Source organism: Leptospira licerasiae serovar Varillal str. VAR 010 (assembly GCF_000244755.1).
Taxonomy (GTDB): Bacteria; Spirochaetota; Leptospiria; order Leptospirales; family Leptospiraceae; genus Leptospira_B; species Leptospira_B licerasiae.
In genome coordinates this window covers 40,786-54,078 of the sequence record NZ_AHOO02000013.1, presented here as the reverse complement: position 1 = coordinate 54,078, position 13,293 = coordinate 40,786, and the positions used below count along the sequence as shown (strand labels likewise).

Below are 13,293 nucleotides of genomic sequence, written 5' to 3'. Positions count from 1 at the left end.
ACAGAAATTACGGCATATATAAGAATCGATCTTTTTTTTGCGGGAGTCCTTTTATAAAAAATAATTGACTATTAGTATATTATTTATAGTCCAATAGTATATTAATAATGAGGTACGGACTCGTGAAAAAAGTATTGGTAACCGGTGCTAGTGGGCACCTGGGTTTTTCTTTAGTAAAACTTCTCCAAGAGAGGGGGTATGAAGTAACTGCGGCAGTTCGAGATGCAAACGATGAAAAGAAGACTGCAAACCTGAAAAAATTAGGAGTGAAATTGGTCTCGGCAGATCTGGGCGATAGGGAATCTCTTCGTGCAGCCCTCCAAGGACAGGATGGACTTTTTCAAGTAGCGGCTTCATTCAATCTAACCGCGAAGGATCCTCAAAAGGAAGTTGTGGAACCGAATATCAATGGAACCAGAAATATTTTGGAAGAAGCTCATAACGCTCGGATCAAAAAGGTAGTATACACCTCCAGCATCGCTGCAGTAGGAACAATTGCAGAAGGAGAGCTCCCTCTGAACGAATCCACTTGGAATGATTCCGCAAAAGAACCTTATGCAATCTCCAAGACTCAATCCGAAAAATTAGCTTGGGAGATCTCTAAAAAATTAGACTTGAACCTGGTGACTGTTCTGCCTGGAACTATTTTGGGCCCACAATTTACTCAACCCACTTCCTCTTTAAAATTGATCCAGGATATTCTGAAGGGACAACTTCCATTCGCACCTAAGATGACTTTTTCATATGTGGATGTAAGAGATGTTGCAATGGCGCATATTTTAGCTTACGAAAATCCTAATGCGCAAGGAAGATATATTGCGACCGGTGAAACTCTCTCCGTTTCTCAAGTCTGCAAACTAGTAAAAGAAATCCATCCTAAGGCCAAAACAACAGGCAAGGAACTCCCCTCGTTTATAGTTCGAGTTATGCCTTATCTGGATGCCTTCAAACATGCTGTCACCGGTTTGGACAGACAGATCAACTCCGAGATAGTGCAGGATTATTTGCAAAGAAAGCAAGAATATAACTCGGATCGATTGGAGAAGGAATTCCAATGGAAACCGATGCCTGTCAAAAAATCACTACAAGAGACGGTTGACTGGATGTTGTCCGCTGCAGTATAGTTTCCTGAGAGTGGATAAAAAAAGAGCCAGAAGGCCGGAAGAAAAAGAAATCCGCAAGCAGTCCATCGTGACTGCCCTGCGGGAACTTCTGGTGAAACAAAAACATCCTCTTCCTAGCACTCAGGAAATTGCGGAAGCCGCAGGAGTCACCAAGGGTGTTATCTATTTTTATTTCAAAACCAGGGAAGAAATTTTTCTTACCCTCCATTTACAAGAAACGGAATCCTTCTTTAAAGATATGGCCGTATTATTGCAAGACCCGGAATATTCTTTAGTCAAATTAAAAGAAAAGATCATTCATCAATTTACACAGAACGAAATTTTCATGTTCGTAGGGCTTATCATCCCGGGGATCTTAGAAAGTAATGTGGATCATAACTTTCTATACGAATTCAAAAAGAACACTTCTGACGGAATGGATGAACTTGCAAGGTTCTGGCTTTCCAGGGAAACCGGTCTTACGATCGCTAATGCAAGAAAATTTATATTACGTTTTTATTTTTTAGGTTTGATGCTCTGGCAGCACCATAATCCTCCCAAAGAGGTAAAGGAAGCGTTCTTAAACAAAAATCTATGGCTTTTAGAAGGTGAATTAGATCAGACTCTTTCCGAATCATTTGATTGGCTCTGGAAAGGGATGAATTCCTAAAAGAATAGACCGGCGACGCACTGACCAAGGAATTTCCATCACGTCGCCGATCCGAGTTGATTCGCTTTCTATTTCGCGCAAAGCTCCGAAGAAGGTTTTTCTCCGCTGGCAAATGCTATCGCACAAGCCTCTGCTTTTTTGACCGGATCCAACTTATCCCATTCTGCTTTAGCCTCTTCGACGCTTGCCGAAGTAGGAAACCAAGAAGGAGGGTTATTTGCTATCGCATTTCCGGTTGCCACAACGATAAACCAAAGTTTAATAAAATTATCCATTGCCTCGTCCTGGTCATCTTTCGTACTAAACGGATTCAGATCATCCATCGTATCCGAGCAAGAAGTACTAATAAAACTAATGCTCAGCACCAACAAAACAGACACAAAAATTTTTAACATAGAAAAATCTCTCTTAATTTTTTTCGAATCAAAATCAGGCATAGTTTCGAAGTAAATTAAATTGCAGATTTTTTATAAAAATATTTTTATCCCAAATTAAATATAAAAAATCCTTTATATACCATATTGAATAAAGGAAAGAGAGGGGCCAAGCGGGGCGAATTTTAAGTAAACATTAAATTTATATAATATTATTTAGGAAATAATATTATATCCAAGAATTGGGGCAATATGGAAGGAAATTATCTTTTGGAAATGCCGGAATGCTCCCAGAGGATCCTTTTGATCTCCAGGATGGTAGGCATATGATCTTGTACGGAATGGTCTGCATCTATCAAGATTTCAGACTCGGCTCCGTCTATATGAGAACTATCGTAAGGCACTACAGAATCGTTGATCCATTCCAGATCTCTAAACTTGGAATTCCCTATAATAGAATGAAATGGCACCTCGGGTTTTAGTGCTCCTGTGACCTTCATAAACAAACTATTTGGAGAAAGTCCGTCTACTCCATATGTTTCCGGAAGGATGGATTCTTGCTCGGAATCGGAGGTCAAAAACTTGTAAGCTTTTCCTATATTATGAATGGCTCCCTTCGGGAGAACGAACAATGCCCGCGCAATGGAAGCTAAAAATCCTTCTGCAAGACTTGATCCTCTGTGAGGCGTGGCGATGAAAACCACCCGCTTTACAAACGGCAACGGCTTGAAATCGAATACACGTCTAACTTCTTCTTTGGACTCGGAGTTTAAGGTCTCGAATTTGTCGGGAGAAACATTGGCGGCTTTCATCCAATCTTCTTTTTTACTTCTGGTCACCATCAGTTTGGAAAGAAGCCCGCCCATACTATGGCCTACTAGCATCATCTTATCGAAAGAAGAGTCTTCTGCTTTCGGATCATAAGTTTTTCTGAGATCTCGGAGCGTGTCCCTAAAGTCGGCGGCTGAGATAGTGATCGGATTCCCGGTAGGATACCAGTAAACCCAGAACTGATAATTGTCCTTTATCTTAGGGTCCGCTAAAAGTTCATTGATCATCGGAAACCAAATGAAAGGTGAAGAAGCAAGTCCGTGCACAAACACAACCGGGATCTTTCCTCTTCTGTAAGGGTATATCAAATAGAGCCCCTTTCTTTCTAAGCCGACCTCTCCGTCAAATTTTGCAAAAAATCCGTCTCTCTTTTCTGCCCCTGACAGCATATACGCCAATGGAGTCGTCGTATCACTTTCCATCGGAAGATCCAATCCGGAAAATTGAACTCGATCCCTATGCACCGGATCGTATAGATGGATCACCGCCTTTAGAGTTAAATTACGATTTTCTAAATAAGACTCTTCCAATGCAAGTAGCGCAGTTGCCGGATATGCCTGACCTACTCCCGCGACAAATTCATATTTCCTTCTTTCTTCCGGTTCTTTTTCAGGATGTTTTCGAATAAGTATAAGAGGTGTCCCTATTCCGAATTTACTGATCTGATTGGAGAATCCCTCATTTTTGAAATCGTAGGCAACTTCCACTTCCAGGAAATTTTTAGGAGTCCATGCAGTTTCAACTTCCGCCCTGGTCATGGAGAGAGTCCCCCTTATCAAAGGAAGGCTTAAATCCGTTAGATTTGCGAGCTTTCTATTCCTTTTTGCAAATCTAACTAATTGTGCCAGGGATCTATTGTATGTTTCTAATGCGAATCTGAACTCCATAGAGAATGGATCAGCTGCGGGAATTGCCTTTTTATCGAATAGATATGTATAAGAATATACTAAAGAAGAAGCAAACATTCTGGCAAACATCGGATCTTCCAGATCCAGTTCGGAACCTACATGATAACATAACTCTGCGAGATAATAGGCAAGCTCTCTCGTTTTTAATGCCACCAACCTGTTGTCTAGATCGTAGATGACTACCCTGGGAGCTTCTTGGTATCTTTTGTATAGATCGTTACTTTTCAGAAATCTGGTGGTGATCAGACTTAAATTTTCGGAAGAGATCGCGTTCTCACGGACCGCTCGGATCTGTTCGTATTTGGAATATGATATCGTGGAATAAGTGGTCCCGCATTGCAAAAGACAAAGACTGAGTAGAATCAGTAATCTGCAGGAAGCCACGTTTTTTTCACGCAGAGGCACGGAGACACAGTGCATAAAGGTTTAGAGTCACCCAAAACTTCTCTGCGACTTTGCGGCTCTGCGTGCCCAAAAATTCTTGCGCCTCTTATTCAATCGGAGCGAGATCCGCAAGGGTGAGATCTTCGATGGTATGTGGATAACCTTCTCTATCGTTGTAGAGAACGGAAACCTTGTCTCCGTTAATTTCTTGGATCTCTACCTGAGCGCCGGTGAGCACGATCACTCCTTTTAAAAGAAAACTTCTTTTGGTCAGTTTGGCTTTATCACCCGGCTTCATGTTTCTCCATATAGATATCTTTTCCTTCCTTCTTCATGGAAGAGAAAATATGTATTTGTCTTTGGTCCACTCTAGTGCCTATATCGTAGACTGCGTCCGTAAAGTCCGCGCCTTCTATTTTGGCTCCAGCAAGTTTTGCCCAACGTAAGTCTGCTCCTTTTAAGTTAGCGCCTGTTAGGTCCGCTCCGTTTAAGAAGGCTCCGCGCAAACGAGCACCTTCGAAATTAGCTCCTGCAAAATTACAGTTGGTTAAGAATGCGTTGTTTAGATTTGCTTCAGAAAAATCCACTGAGTGTAGATCTTCTTTTTCTAATATGATAGAAGATAAATCCTCTCCTTTTAAGTTTCCTTTTTGGGAGAGTATCTCTTTTGCTTTGGCAGCGGTGATCCTTCTTTCTTTTGGGACTCCCGCTCCTGTTTCGTAATCATGGATTGCTTGTTGGAGCGCAGCTACTGCCGACTCCGGATAATTTTTACGACGTTCCGGGAATTCGAATTGTTTTTCAACGTCTTCGGTGGTGACTTTTTTGAGTTCGTCTATGGTTTTACCCTTAGCGATCTCTGTTGCCATTGCGAGCGCAACGATACCGAATCCACAACCGGTAGTTGTATAACTTGCGTCAGTGACTTTTCTGTTCTCGTCTATTTTGAGATAGATACGGTATCCGTCTCCACAACCTACGTTCCTATAGTTAGAAACAACAGTTGCGTCTTCCATTTCTCTATAGTTTAGCCTTTGGTCGTTGATCTCTTTGTATCTGTTAAAATCCATTACTGACATGATGATTGCCTTTCTTAGATTAGACTTTGTTGATGGATGAGGAAAGCACTTTTAGTAAGTAAGATCTGCTTTTTTGAATGCGTCAGGGATGCGGAGGGTGCGAAGCAGTCCGAGATAGCCGGAGGCGGACCGAGGACCGAAGCCCGGAGAAGCCCGACCTTCGCACTAAGTGCGAAGGGGACGCCACCGAGCCTAAAATCTCGATTAGGAAATTTTGTATTTTTTCTTGAACTTGTCTACTCGACCAGTTGTATCCAGAATTTTGGATTTTCCGGTGAAGTATGGGTGGCAGTTGGAGCAAATTTCCACGTGGATATCTCCGACCGTAGTGCGAGTCTCGTAAACCGCCCCACAAGCGCAGCGAATTTTGGCGTCAGCGTATTTAGGATGGATGTCTGTTTTCATGTGGTCTCCTTTTCCAAAACCTTATTGGGCGTTCATGCTACCCAAGAAAGCCTCGTTAGTCTTAGACTGCCTCATTTTCTCGAGTAATAATTCCATGCTTTCTGTGATGCTCATGGGAGAAAGCACTTTTCGGAGCACAAAGACCTTCTGGAGGGTTTCCTTAGGCAATAGCAACTCTTCCTTTCTGGTTCCGGACTTGTTGATGTCGATTGCAGGGAAGATCCGTTTGTCGGAGAGTTTCCGATCCAGGTGGATTTCCATATTACCGGTCCCTTTGAACTCTTCGAAGATCACCTCGTCCATTTTGGATCCGGTGTCCACAAGAGCCGTTGCGATGATTGTGAGTGAACCACCTTCTTCGATATTTCTTGCTGCTCCGAAAAATCTTTTTGGTTTGTGAAGTGCGTTAGAGTCCACACCACCCGAGAGTATTTTTCCGGATGTTGGGATAACCTGGTTATAAGCGCGCGCAAGACGTGTGATGGAGTCGAGTAGAATAACCACATCTCTTCCGTGTTCCACGAGTCTTTTTGCCTTTTCGATCACCATCTCCGCAACTTGTACGTGGCGGGTAGCCGGTTCGTCGAATGTGGAGGATACCACTTCTCCGCGAACGTTACGGGCCATGTCGGTTACTTCTTCAGGACGCTCGTCTATGAGTAGTACAATGAGAGTGACTTCTGGGTGATTGCGGGTGATCGCATTTGCCACGTTCTGCATCAGGATGGTTTTTCCTGTTCTAGGCGGCGCTACGATGAGAGCTCTTTGTCCTTTTCCGATCGGACACATTAGATCTACGATCCTTGTATCTAGTTGAGAAGGATCATGCTCCATTCTCAATCTTTCGTTCGGATAAAGTGGAGTTAAGTTGTCGAATAACGCACGCTTGCTTGCTACGTCCGGTGTGTATCCGTTTACGGTTTCCACACGAAGCATTGCGAAGAATCTTTCGGATTCTTTCGGCGGACGGATCTGTCCTTCTACCGTGTCACCGGTTCTTAGTCCGAATAATTTGATCTGGGAAGGAGATACATAGATATCGTCGGGTCCCGGAACGTAATTATAATCCGGAGATCGTAAAAACCCGTATCCGTCAGGTAATCTTTCCATTACGCCGGCAGCATGGACCTGTCCTTCTCTTTCCGCTTGGGCTTGTAGGATGGCGAATATTAAGTTTTGCTTTTTAAGTCCGCCGGTATTCTCTACGCCAAGGTTCTTAGCGACTTCGATCAGTTCCGCAATGGAAGTTTTTTTGAGCGCTACTAGATCTATAGGAGCGGGTGTAGGTCCCTCGTAGGAACCACGACGTCTTTTTCGGGAACGAATTTCAGCCGTTTCCGGATCATCTTCCGGGAAATTCGGTTCTTCTTCGTTATTATCGTTTTGTGCGTCGTTATTGTTGTTTTGATAGTTGTTTCTGGGCTTGGAGTCTCGTCTTGGGTTAGCCATGGAATACCGTTATTGGATTTGGAAGGAAGAACCTTCCTGTATTCATTTTTTATTCGATTAAGAGCGGGTTTTGAAGGGTCCGGGTAGTCGGTTCTTTATGTAAGCGACCGGGAATCCCTTATTTTTTCAAACGAGCGTCTGCTCGGAAGAGAGGAAAGGGTCGGCTCTTAATGTGGACTATTTCCAGATTACAGGCTCTGTCAAGGAATTTATTTTTGCTTTGTCCTTTTTTTAGACGTGGTTTTTTTCTTAGAACTTACCTGCTTTTTTTTAGAAACCGTTTTTGGTTTGGTTTCCGCTACAGCAGGTTTGTTTGCCGGCGGAGAATTTTTCTTAGGCAAACTCTGTTTGCCGGTTTTTTTCCTAGGGATCGGCTGGTCCTTATTCAGTTTAAACTTACCTGTTAGATCTAAAAACTTAATTCTATTTTGTAGAGTGGTTCTTGGCACTCCCAGATCTAGGGCGGCATGAGAAACATTCTCTTGGTTTCTTTTGAGAGTATGGTATATATAACTTCCTTCCACTTCTTTTAACATTGTTTCGAGCGGAAGTTTTTGGTTGAATGCCTCGGTAACGGAAGGGAACTCGAACCCCTCTCCGTCTTGGCTGTTTAGCTTTGCGGAAGCTGGGGAGAAGTGATACAAGTAACCGAGAGGTTTTCCTTTTTGTTTCAAGACGGAAACTCTTACGATACAATCCAGGTCGGGAAGAAATGTCTGAACGGAAAGCCTACCTTCTTCCAGTCTTAGTTCGTGGGTTTTTAGATAATTCCCGAGTAAGTCCTTGGACATTTCTTTTAGTAGTTTTTCAGCCTGAAGAATGCTGTCTCTAAACCATTTTTTGACCAGTATCTCTTTTTCGAATGTCTCGTTATAGAATACAGTATGTCCATCCAAGTCGGTGGCAAGCAAGCCGTCCGGAAAGTTTTGGAGAAGTACTTCCATAAACCACTGGCTTTGTTTTGCTTTTTCTTCTTCCGATTTTTGAGGAGAAGTTTTCGGTTTTTCTGTCTCCTTAGCCATCCAAGAAGATCTACTGAGTTCTGCGAGGAATCTGGGTTTGTCCCAATCCTCTAGTTTTTCCGCTAGGGGACTTAAGACGGGTATGGTTCTTTGTTTTTGGAAAAATGCTAGAACAGCTTCCGGAATTTCTCGGACTAAAAAATCCTCGGGGATCCTTTCGAATTCCCTTTCTGCAACGCTTAGATCCGCGAGCTCCATTAGAACTCTTTCTTTGGGGAGCAATCCTAGTAAGCCTGTTCCTTCTTCCCATACAGGTAAATGACTGGCAGGACTATAGAGAAAAAATTTATATAAAACTTCGATTCTCATTGGAAGAAGGAGGATAATTTCCTCCGGAATGACTTCTTTTGAAGCCTAAGCGAGAAAATGCCTCTACTTTTTTTACTGCTGAGACTAGTTTTTTATAAGGCGGGTGGCGGCTTTTTTGTATTCTTCCGGATAAGGAAGTTTGGATACTTTTAAGCTGGATAAAGAGTATTTTAAGGATCTTTTATATAAAACTAGGGCGTAAAGATGGTTTCCGTCCCGACGGAATTTGTTTCCGGAAAGCCACTCTTCTCTTGCCATTCTGAAATAATCGTTAGCTCTTTCTTCTTCTTTAGCAGTTAAGGGATGACGATCTTCCGATTCCATTTTTAAGAATCGGGATTCTTTGGCGACATGTTGTAAGAGTTTATCAGAAGAACTTTCAGCAAATTCAGACCAACGTTTCATGGACTCCGGGAGTGTTCTTTCGAGTAACGCTAGACTGTCCGCCTTCTCCTGAACACTCCCCGCTTTGGAAGCGGAGTTTAGGTCTGCGGAATAATTTTCTATTTTTTGTAGATCTTTTCTAAGTTCGGAAGACTCGAATGAGTTTCCTATCTCTCTTAGGATCTTTACTTTTGAATCCACCGATTTTTTTCTTTCTCTGAATCCTTGGGAAGACTGAGAAGAATAGATCCTTCCGGCTAATATTGTCACCGCAATAAGTGAGAATATTACCACCCATCTCCAAAATCCCCTTCCCTTTACCCTAAGGGAAATGATCTCGGCCGGAGTAGGAAGGTCCATTAGTTGGTACCTCCTTGTGCAGGAACAGGAGGTAATGCTTCGTTTGCCTTGATATCGTCTACTCGGATCTCTTCATTACTTTTTTCTAAAAAGGAAACCCTGCCATTTGTGATAAAACTATAATTATCATCATGGATTTCCAGCAGGTCTACCGGTTTGTCTTTTCCTTCTCCAGGAGGGGAGATCTTTTGAGAAAGTAATTCGTTGTCTATGTAATCGATTAGAGTGTTTCTGATACGATCGTAGTCGGAAATATTTTCCTTTTCAGCGATGTTTCTGACCTCGTCCAAGTTCACGAATTGGAACTCACGTTTATCGTCGTTAGGAGTTTTAGCGGCGATCATTGCGAGAAGTGCGAATCTTCTGGCCCTTCTTGCAATCTTGATCCCTTCTCCGAAAAGTACTAATTTCACTCTAAATTGGTAAGGAGAAGAATTATAAGCGCTGGTAAAATTATCCTCTGAGGACTTCAGATCCCTGAATCCAAGTTTCAATAAATGTTGTGCGATCTTATCGTTAGAACGAATGATCATCGGAGAAGCTGCTTCCAAAAGGATACGAGCGGTTTTTATATAATTCTCATGAACTACCTGGAAGATATCCTTCATCTCCCCTTGGGCGGATTTCAGGTTTTTATAAGACAAACTGTAATTACTTTGGAAATACCACATATTTCCGTTGAAGTCCGCTTGGTTTGCTTTTTTGAAGGATCTATAATTGTCTATAGTATTCAGTTTTTTGAAAAGTTCGGTCTGTCCGCTTGCAGTTGCAGTTTGTCCGGCCTGAGCATTCTCGGCAGCAGTCGCCACACCCGCCTGGGATTTAGGTCCTGCGCCTTCTTCTAAAGGAGGCGCAAGATTACTCACGCAGATATTGATGAATTTTATATTTATCTTATTTTCATCTATCAGGATCGCGAGATTCGTTTGGTCGGGAGAAACTGCGTAAGTCCTATCCGTGAAAAAAATCGGCGCCGCAGCGAATATCAAAAGAAGAATGCGTGTATATTTCGAACCCATAGCTTTCCCTACTAGTAGTCTATCGGCAGGGTTTCAAAATGTATATTCTCTTTTTTTTGGGAAAAGAGACACAGAGGGGAACGAAAGCACAGAGTTTTTGCACACAAAGGCACAGAGTTCTGGGCACGCAGAGACGCAGAGATTCTATTTCTATATGATTGGTGTGTCCGATGTAGGAACTCCTACAGAACCCAACTCAGCGTCTTAGCGCCTCTGCTTGAGAATATTCCTGAGTCTCTTACAACTCAGTGCCTCACAAAGAACTGATACGGCGGATTGCCTCGATCACATCGTCTTTTTTACCGAAGGCGGAAAGTCTGAAGTATCCTTCTCCCGCAGGTCCGAAACCTGAACCAGGAGTTCCTACCACCTGCGCCTTGTCCAATAGCTGGTCGAAGAAATCCCAAGAACTAAGATTGTTCGGGGTCTTGAGCCAGATATAAGGCGCATTTACCCCTCCAAAGACTTCGTATCCTGCTTTGATGAGTCCCTCTCGGATCAATTTTGCATTGCTCATATAAGTATCTATACTTGCTCGGATCTCTTTTTTGCCTTGAGGAGAGTAGATTGCCTCTGCCGCTTTTTGGGTCACATAGGAAACGCCGTTGAACTTTGTGGTATGCCTTCTGCTCCATAGTTGTCCTATGGAAACTTCCCCGCCGTCTTTTGTTTTTCCCTTTAATTCTTTAGGGATTACTATGTAAGCGCAACGAAGTCCAGTAAATCCTGCGGTTTTGGAGAAGGAGCGGAATTCTATCGCCACTTCTTTTGCTCCTTCTACCTCGTAAATGGATCTAGGAACTCCCGGTTCCGAGATAAATGCCTCGTATGCGGAATCGTAAAGAATGATACTATTATTTTTTTTAGCGTATTCCACCCAAGCCTTGAGTGATTCTTTAGAGGCTACTGTGCCGGTTGGATTATTAGGAAAACATAAATAGATCAGGTCCGGTCTTTCTTTCGGGAAATCAGGTTGGAATCCATTCTCCTTTGTGGAAGGCATATAGATCAGGTTGGCATATCTTCCGTCGGGCCCCGCTTCTCCTGTTCTTCCCGCCATTACGTTAGTGTCCACATAGACTGGATATACTGGATCTCCGATCGCGACCTTTGCATCTTGCGAAAATATTTCTTGGATATTTCCGCAGTCGCATTTGGATCCATCAGATACGAAAATTTCGCTCTCGTCCAGTTTTACGCCAAGAGGAGCATAATCATTATCTGCGATCGCTTTGAGAAGGAAAGAGTATCCTTGTTCAGGTCCGTATCCGTGGAATCCTTCCGGAGTCCCCATCTCTTTGGAAGAAGAAACAAGTGCATCCACAACTGCAGGAGCCAATGGAAGAGTAACGTCCCCTATTCCAAGTCGAATGATCTTTGTATTCGGATGTTTTTCGGAATAAACTTTTACTCTTCTTGCAATCTCCGGGAAAAGATATCCCGCTTTTAGTTTCAGATAATTTTCGTTTATATTCGCCATTGAATTATTCGTAATCCTCGTCTATGTTTTGGATCGGTTTGCGTCCTGCAAAACCCTCGTCGTATCCGTGTTCGAAAAGAAGATCCTCTTCTCCCAGATGCCAACAATAATAACCTTTTCCGTTGTCGAAGTCCACAAGCCAAAGCCCTTTGACTTCTATCCCAAGTTCCCGGATCTTTCCGGACCAATCCACCAATAGTTCTTCAACTTTGGTTTCCCTGGCTTCTTGTTCATTCTCTTGGTATAAACCGTTTTTCAGTTCTTGGTGAACTTTGCCTACGGCTTCGTAAAATTCTTCCGTAATGGATCGGACATAGGGCAGAATTTTACGGGCTTCTTCGTATGTCCAGATCTTACGTTCCATTGTACTCCGTTTAAAAACGAACGCCTAATGAAAGACAGAGTAACGTCATTCTGCTCACCACTCCGTATTTTGCCTGACGGAAGTATGCTGCGTTCGGAAGATCATCCACATCAGTAGAAAGTTCGTTCACTCTCGGGAGAGGATGAAGAACAGTTGTCTCTTTTTTAGATGCAAGAATCAATTCTTTGTTCAACTTGAAGGATTCTTTTAATCTTTCGTATTCTCTATGATCCGGAAATCTTTCTTCCTGGATGCGAGTCACATAAGCGATATCGCATTCCCAAACTTTTTTTATATCGTCGGATTCTTCGAAAGTGATAGGGAATCCTGCAAGCCCCTTCTTATAAGACTCTGGAAGAGAAAGTTCAGGAGGAGAAATCAGATATAAGTGAACTTTATAATGGCGAAGAAGATTGATCAAACTATGGATCGTCCTTCCATATTTTAGATCTCCTATAAATGCAAGAGTGAGTCCGTCCAATTTTCCTTTTTCAGAAATGATCGTGTATAGATCTAGAAGTGCTTGAGTGGGATGTTGCCCTGCCCCATCTCCCGCATTGATGACCGGGATCTTGACTGCGCCTGCCGCAATACGAGAGGAACCTTCCACAGGGTGTCGGATCACTGCAATGTCTGCGTAAGCCTCTACCATTTTCATGGTATCGTATAAGGTCTCGCCCTTAGAGATGGAAGAAAATTGGAAACCTACCGTAGAGATTACCCTTCCCCCCAATCTTTCCATGGCAGCTTCGAATGAAAGTCTGGTCCTTGTAGATGCTTCAAAAAAAAGAGAAGCGAGAAGTTTGCCTTCTAAAATACCAAAGGCCTTATTTTGCTCCACCAGCCTTTCCATCTCTCGAGTTCTCTCGACTAAAAAGTCCAGATCCTCTTTGGAGAACTGGTCCGTATCCAGGATATTCTTATGCTCGTACGCCATTTTCTGGACAGATTGACTCGACCTGGATCGGAGGCAAGAGAATTAAGGGAGGTTTCGCACAGAGAACGCTGAGTTCATAGAGAAAGAGACGCAGCGTTTTCCCACGCAGAGTCGCGGAGCCACAGAGTTAGGATTTACTAAAATCCAAATTTTCTCTGCGTCTTAGCGTCCCTGCGTGCCAAAAATTATTACGACTCTATTATCCTCTGCGCCTC

14 protein-coding genes are annotated in these 13,293 nt (G+C 43.0%); 2 read left to right on the top strand and 12 right to left on the bottom strand.

Annotated features, from left to right (window positions below):
- Window positions 1-122: 122 nt before the first annotated feature.
- Window positions 123-1,124, top strand: a complete 1,002-nt coding sequence (locus LEP1GSC185_RS16160; RefSeq protein WP_232298451.1) for an NAD-dependent epimerase/dehydratase family protein — start codon at window positions 123-125, stop codon at window positions 1,122-1,124.
- Between the two features lie 91 nt (window positions 1,125-1,215).
- Window positions 1,216-1,773 (top strand): TetR/AcrR family transcriptional regulator, encoded by a 558-nt coding sequence (locus LEP1GSC185_RS16155; protein WP_232298450.1) that lies wholly within the window; start codon window positions 1,216-1,218, stop codon window positions 1,771-1,773.
- 68 nt (window positions 1,774-1,841) lie between these two features.
- Here the strand turns inward: LEP1GSC185_RS16155 and LEP1GSC185_RS16150 are convergent, their stop codons facing one another.
- The 12 genes from LEP1GSC185_RS16150 to pyrB form a co-directional block, all read right to left on the bottom strand.
- Window positions 1,842-2,168, bottom strand: coding sequence for a hypothetical protein (locus LEP1GSC185_RS16150; protein WP_232298449.1), 327 nt, complete (start codon window positions 2,166-2,168; stop codon window positions 1,842-1,844).
- A gap of 242 nt (window positions 2,169-2,410) precedes the next feature.
- Window positions 2,411-4,306, bottom strand: a complete 1,896-nt coding sequence (locus LEP1GSC185_RS16145; RefSeq protein ID WP_010515298.1) for an esterase/lipase family protein — start codon at window positions 4,304-4,306, stop codon at window positions 2,411-2,413.
- 70 nt (window positions 4,307-4,376) lie between these two features.
- Window positions 4,377-4,568: a hypothetical protein gene (locus LEP1GSC185_RS16140; protein WP_008592353.1), complete on the bottom strand. Its 192-nt coding sequence runs from the start codon at window positions 4,566-4,568 to the stop codon at window positions 4,377-4,379.
- Entirely contained in the window at window positions 4,555-5,349 is a 795-nt protein-coding gene (locus LEP1GSC185_RS16135) for a pentapeptide repeat-containing protein (protein WP_008592486.1), read from the bottom strand. Before LEP1GSC185_RS16135 ends, LEP1GSC185_RS16140 begins: the two co-directional genes overlap by 14 nt.
- 204 nt (window positions 5,350-5,553) lie before the next feature.
- Complete coding sequence (rpmE, locus tag LEP1GSC185_RS16130; protein WP_008592280.1) at window positions 5,554-5,754, bottom strand: 50S ribosomal protein L31; 201 nt, start codon at window positions 5,752-5,754, stop codon at window positions 5,554-5,556.
- Window positions 5,755-5,775: 21 nt separating this feature from the next.
- Window positions 5,776-7,203, bottom strand: a complete 1,428-nt coding sequence (gene rho / locus LEP1GSC185_RS16125; RefSeq protein WP_008592303.1) for a transcription termination factor Rho — start codon at window positions 7,201-7,203, stop codon at window positions 5,776-5,778.
- Between the two features lie 209 nt (window positions 7,204-7,412).
- Window positions 7,413-8,534 carry a helix-turn-helix domain-containing protein gene (locus LEP1GSC185_RS16120; RefSeq protein WP_008592488.1) on the bottom strand — a complete coding sequence of 374 codons (1,122 nt, stop codon included), beginning with the start codon at window positions 8,532-8,534 and terminating at the stop codon, window positions 7,413-7,415.
- Between the two features lie 84 nt (window positions 8,535-8,618).
- On the bottom strand, window positions 8,619-9,278 hold the full coding sequence (locus tag LEP1GSC185_RS16115) for a hypothetical protein (protein ID WP_008592585.1): 660 nt from the start codon (window positions 9,276-9,278) through the stop codon (window positions 8,619-8,621).
- Complete coding sequence (locus LEP1GSC185_RS16110; RefSeq protein WP_008592125.1) at window positions 9,278-10,297, bottom strand: adhesin OmpL37 family surface protein; 1,020 nt, start codon at window positions 10,295-10,297, stop codon at window positions 9,278-9,280. Before LEP1GSC185_RS16110 ends, LEP1GSC185_RS16115 begins: the two co-directional genes overlap by 1 nt.
- Window positions 10,298-10,550: 253 nt before the next feature.
- The gene (locus LEP1GSC185_RS16105) at window positions 10,551-11,777 is read right to left on the bottom strand and encodes an LL-diaminopimelate aminotransferase (protein ID WP_008592155.1); all 1,227 of its coding nucleotides are present in this window, start codon (window positions 11,775-11,777) and stop codon (window positions 10,551-10,553) included.
- 4 nt (window positions 11,778-11,781) lie between these two features.
- On the bottom strand, window positions 11,782-12,141 hold the full coding sequence (locus tag LEP1GSC185_RS16100; RefSeq protein WP_008592196.1) for a DUF2203 domain-containing protein: 360 nt from the start codon (window positions 12,139-12,141) through the stop codon (window positions 11,782-11,784).
- A gap of 10 nt (window positions 12,142-12,151) precedes the next feature.
- Window positions 12,152-13,078 (bottom strand): aspartate carbamoyltransferase, encoded by a 927-nt coding sequence (pyrB, locus tag LEP1GSC185_RS16095; RefSeq protein WP_008592901.1) that lies wholly within the window; start codon window positions 13,076-13,078, stop codon window positions 12,152-12,154.
- Window positions 13,079-13,293 lie beyond the last annotated feature (215 nt).